The sequence below is a fragment of the Actinophytocola sp. genome (assembly GCF_045807065.1).
Taxonomy (GTDB): domain Bacteria; phylum Actinomycetota; class Actinomycetes; order Mycobacteriales; family Pseudonocardiaceae; genus Actinophytocola.
This window is the reverse complement of record NZ_JBJMIE010000527.1, coordinates 1-4,285: the sequence shown is the minus strand read 5'-3', so window position 1 is coordinate 4,285 and position 4,285 is coordinate 1. Positions and strand designations below refer to the sequence as shown.

Annotated in this window: 4 protein-coding genes; 1 reads left to right on the top strand and 3 read right to left on the bottom strand. The window is 72.6% G+C overall.

Annotated elements, in window-relative coordinates:
• Window positions 1-146: 146 nt before the first annotated feature.
• The 3 genes from ACJ73U_RS30955 to ACJ73U_RS30945 form a co-directional block, all read right to left on the bottom strand.
• A complete protein-coding gene (locus ACJ73U_RS30955) occupies window positions 147-1,331 on the bottom strand; it encodes a zinc-dependent alcohol dehydrogenase (RefSeq protein ID WP_407781268.1) in 1,185 nt (394 codons plus the stop codon).
• Between the two features lie 322 nt (window positions 1,332-1,653).
• On the bottom strand, window positions 1,654-2,016 hold the full coding sequence (locus tag ACJ73U_RS30950) for a VOC family protein (RefSeq protein ID WP_407781267.1): 363 nt from the start codon (window positions 2,014-2,016) through the stop codon (window positions 1,654-1,656).
• A 38-nt stretch (window positions 2,017-2,054) separates the two neighbouring features.
• Complete coding sequence (locus ACJ73U_RS30945; RefSeq protein WP_407781266.1) at window positions 2,055-2,996, bottom strand: winged helix-turn-helix transcriptional regulator; 942 nt, start codon at window positions 2,994-2,996, stop codon at window positions 2,055-2,057.
• An 89-nt stretch (window positions 2,997-3,085) separates the two neighbouring features.
• Between ACJ73U_RS30945 and ACJ73U_RS30940 the strand changes: the two genes are divergently transcribed.
• Window positions 3,086-4,285: S8 family serine peptidase (locus ACJ73U_RS30940; protein ID WP_407781265.1), on the top strand; the 1,200-nt coding region annotated here is incomplete at its 3' end.

Below are 4,285 nucleotides of genomic sequence, written 5' to 3'. Positions count from 1 at the left end.
GCGGGCCGTCGTCCGGCTGCTCAGGTCCTGAGCTTCGCCCACCCGACAGTCACCCGCGAATGGTGAAGGACGCCTTCCCCCCGAGGGGCGTGGGGGAGGGCGTCCTTCGGCTCGGGCGACCGGTGCCTCGCCGGCGCACGGGGCGGTCAGGGCCTGAGCAGCACCTTGATCGCGCCGTTCTGCTTCTTCTGGAACATCTCGTAGGCCCGCGGTGCGTCGTCGAGCGGCACCTGGTGGGTCGCGAAGTCCTCGGTGCCCAGCGGGTCGTCGTCGCCGGTCACGAGCGGCAGGATGTCGTCGATCCAGCGGCGGACGTTCGCCTGGCCCATGCGGAGCTGGATCTGCTTGTCGAACAGCTCCATCATCGGCATCGGGTCGACCATGCCGCCGTAGACGCCGGACAGCGAGATCGTGCCACCGCGCCGGACCGTCTCGATCGCCGTCAGCAGTGCGGCCATCCGGTCGATGCCGGCCTTCTCCGTCATCTTCGCGGCCACCGGCTTCGGCAGGAACCCGGTCAGGTCCTGCGCGATCTTGCCCACGGGCGAGCCGTGCGCCTCCATGCCCACGGCGTCGATCACGGAGTCCGGGCCGCGGCCGTCGGTCAGCTGCCGGATGGTGTCCACGGTGCCGGCCGGCTCGTTGAGGTCGACCGGGGTCACGCCGTACTTCGCCGCGAGGGCGAGGCGTTCCGGCACCAGGTCGACGCCGATCACCTGCTGCGCGCCGAGGTGGCGCGCGACCCGGCAGCACATCTGGCCGATCGGGCCCAGCCCGAACACCGCGACGCTCCCGCCGGCGGGGATGTCCGCGTAGCTGACCGCCTGCCACGCCGTCGGCAGCACGTCCGACAGGTACACGAACCGCTCGTCCGGCGGGCCCTCCGGCACCGGGATCGGGCCGTAGTGGGCCTGCGGCACCCGCAGGTACTCCGCCTGGCCGCCCGGCACCTGGCCGTACAGCTTCGTGTAGCCGAGCAGGGCCGCGCCCTTGCCCTTGTCCCGCACCTGCGTGGTCTCGCACTGCGACTGCAGGCCCTGGTCGCACATGAAGCAGTGCCCGCAGGAGATGTTGAACGGCACCACGACCCGGTCACCGGGCTTGATGTGGGTGACCTCGGCGCCGACCTCCTCGACCACGCCCATCGGCTCGTGGCCGAGCACGTCGCCGGGGTCGATGAAGGAGCCGAGCACCTCGTACAGGTGCAGGTCCGACCCGCAGATGCCGGACGTGGTCACCCGGATGATCGCGTCGGTCGGCTCGCGGATCTCCGGATCCGGCACGGTCTCCACCCGCACGTCACGCTTTCCATGCCAGGTCAGGGCTTTCACTGGTTTCTCCGATCAGACTGGTTCGCGGCGAAGAACACGTACGGTGGCGCCAGGTGGGTTCTCCGGGGGTTACCCGAGCACCCCACCCTCAACCATTGGCCCCGGTGTCGGAGATAGAGCCTCGGATGCCCCGCTCGACCGCGGGTCGCCAGCCCTCAGCCCTTCTGCCACACCGAGACGTGCCCGGTGCCGCGCGCCGTGCAGGGCGTGCGGTGCCAGTCGGTCTCACCGCTCGCGCACGGTCATGCCCGCGAGCCGGGCCATCAGGTCCAGCTCGGCCGGCGCCGCGGCGCGACCCAGTCGTCGAAGTGCGTCTTGGCCATCACTCCGGCCGGGGCGGCAGGACGCAGAACTCGTTGCCCTCCGGGTCCTGCAGGACCACCCACGGCACCATCGCGTCGTCGTCGACCACCCGGGCGCCGATGGCGACGAGACGGGCGACCTCGTCGTACTGGGAGCCGGTCGCGCGGACGTCCAGGTGCACCCGGTTCTTGGCCGTCTTGCGGTCGGGCACCGGGTAGAACAGCAGCATCGGCGCTCCCTCCGCATTCGCCTCGACGTACTCGACCCCGTACTTGTCCTGCCAGCGCCGGGTGATCTCGTAGTCGAGCGCCGCGCACCAGAACGCGGCCTGCGCCTCGGCGTCGCGGCAGTCGAACACGATGGCTTCCATTCGGCTGGACATGGGTCCAACGGTAATCGCCGGGACCGGAACCATCGCGGTCACTCCACGAGCCAGCCGTTCCGGGCCGCCAGCACTCCGGCGTGGAACCTGGTCCGCGCGCCCAGCTGGTCCAGCAGCTCCGCGACCCGCCGGGTCACCGTGCGCGGGCTGATCCCCAGCTGCCGCGCGATCGTCTCGTCCTTGGCGCCGGCCGCGAGCAGGGTCAGCAGCCCGGCGTCGGGCTGCTGGGCGACCGGGGCGGGCACGACCGGCGACGACTGCTCCCACAGCAGCTCGAAGAGCACCACCAGCGCGTCCAGCAACGCGCACTTCCGCACGACCAGCGCGCTCTCCACCATGTCCTCGAGCACGAGCGGCAGCAACGCCACCGAGCGGTCCGCGATCGCGAGCTTCATCGGCAGCTTCGGGTGCACGCGCGACTGCTCGCCCTTCTCGACCGCCCGCTCCACCGCGTCCAGCGCACCCGGCATCTCCAGCGACTCCGGCGCGTACAGGCCGCGCACCACGACCTCGTCCGACAGGCGGGTCGACACCTCCTCCTCGGCGGGCTCGATCGGCGCGGCGTAGGGCGGCCGGTCGATGACCAGCAGCTCCCGCTCGCACCCGCGCACCAGCGCCCGGTACCGGTTGCCGACCGCACGCTGGCCGACGAGGATCTCCAGCAGCTCGTCCGGCTGCCGCGGTCCGCTCATCTCCGCCGCCAGCGCGCGGGCGTTGACCTGCAGCGTGGTCAGCTCGCTCTGCCGCCGCGCGACCAGCAGGTCGATGGCCGTGTCGGGACGGGCGGCGAGCAACCGCACGGGCCGCCCGGGCGCCCGCGTGACCAGTCCCAGCTCCTCCAGCTCACCCACCGCGCGCCGGGTCGCCTTCGACGACTTCCCCAGCGCGCCCGCCAGTTCGGTCGCGGTGCGGCCGGGATCGGCGAGCAACGCGCGGTAGACCGACTCGGCGAACCGACTGATCCCCAGGGCCTCGAGCATGTGCGCAATCCTGGCCAGTTCCGGCCATGGCGGCAATACGCCACGCCTGAATCGTTCCGTCGCCCATTCGGATGCCGTAGGACTGGCCCATGCACCTGCCGCGAGTCCCCGCACGCCTGGTGGCGGTGCTGACCTGTCTCGTCGCTGCCGTTGGCGTGTCAACGGCGGCGGCACCGGCCGCACCCACGGCGGCCGCCACGGCGACCGGTCCGGCCTCGGCTCCCGCCGGGCCGGCCGCCGCGGTAACACTGGTCACCGGCGACACGGCGACCGTCACGCGGGACGCCGCCGGGAACCCCCGGGTGCGCATGACGCCCGCGGGGGACCACCCGACGTCGTTCACCACCCTGCGCGAGGGCGGGGACCTGTACGTGGTGCCGTCGTCGGTCGAGCGCCTGGTGCCGGACACGCTGGACCTCGAGCTGTTCAACGTGACCGGGCTGCTCGCGCAGGGATACGGCGACGCGGCGACGGACTCGCTGCCGGTGATCGTCCGCGGGTCTGCGGGACTGCGTGCCGCGGGCGGCGTCCCGCTGCCCAGCATCGGCGCGACCGCCGTGCGGGTGCCGAAGAAGGGCGGGTTCGCCACCACACTGGCGCGGGCGGCGGGTGGCACCAAGGTGTGGTTGGACCGGCGGGTGACCGCCGCCGACCTGGACGGCAACCTCACGCAGATCGGCGCACCACAGGCGTGGGACACGGGCCTGTCGGGTGCCGGGGTGGACGTCGCGGTGCTGGACACCGGCATCGACGCGAACCACCCCGACCTGCGCGGGAAGGTCGTGGCACAGGCCAACTTCACCGATGACCCGACCGCCGAGGACGGCCACGGACACGGCACGCACGTGGCGTCGATCATCGGTGGGTCCGGGGCGGCGGCGGGCGGCGCACGCAAGGGGGTCGCGTACGGCGCCCGCCTGCTGTCCGGCAAGGTGCTGAACGCCGAGGGCGTCGGCCAGCTGTCGTGGCTCATCGAGGGCATGGAATGGGCGGCGGCACAGGGCGCGGACGTCGCCAACATCAGCCTCGGCGCCGAGGCCGGGGACGGCGACGACCCGACCGCGCAGGCACTGGACGCGCTGTCGAAGGAGTCCGGCACGCTGTTCGTGGTCGCCGCCGGCAACGACGGCCCCGGCTTCGGGTCCGTTGCCACCCCGGGCATCGCGGCCAGCGCGCTGACCGTCGGCGCGGCCTACGCCAACGGGCTGCCGCCCTACTTCTCCGGCCAGGGCCCGGCACGCGGGAGCTACCGCGCCAAGCCCGACATCACCGCGCCCGGCGTGGACATC

Excerpts from the sequence above, each read along its gene's own strand:
- ACJ73U_RS30950 (WP_407781267.1), bottom strand. The coding sequence starts at position 2,016 with ATGTCCAGCCGAATGGAAGCCATCGTGTTCGACTGCCGCGACGCCGAG.
- ACJ73U_RS30945 (WP_407781266.1), bottom strand. The coding sequence starts at position 2,996 with ATGCTCGAGGCCCTGGGGATCAGTCGGTTCGCCGAGTCGGTCTACCGC.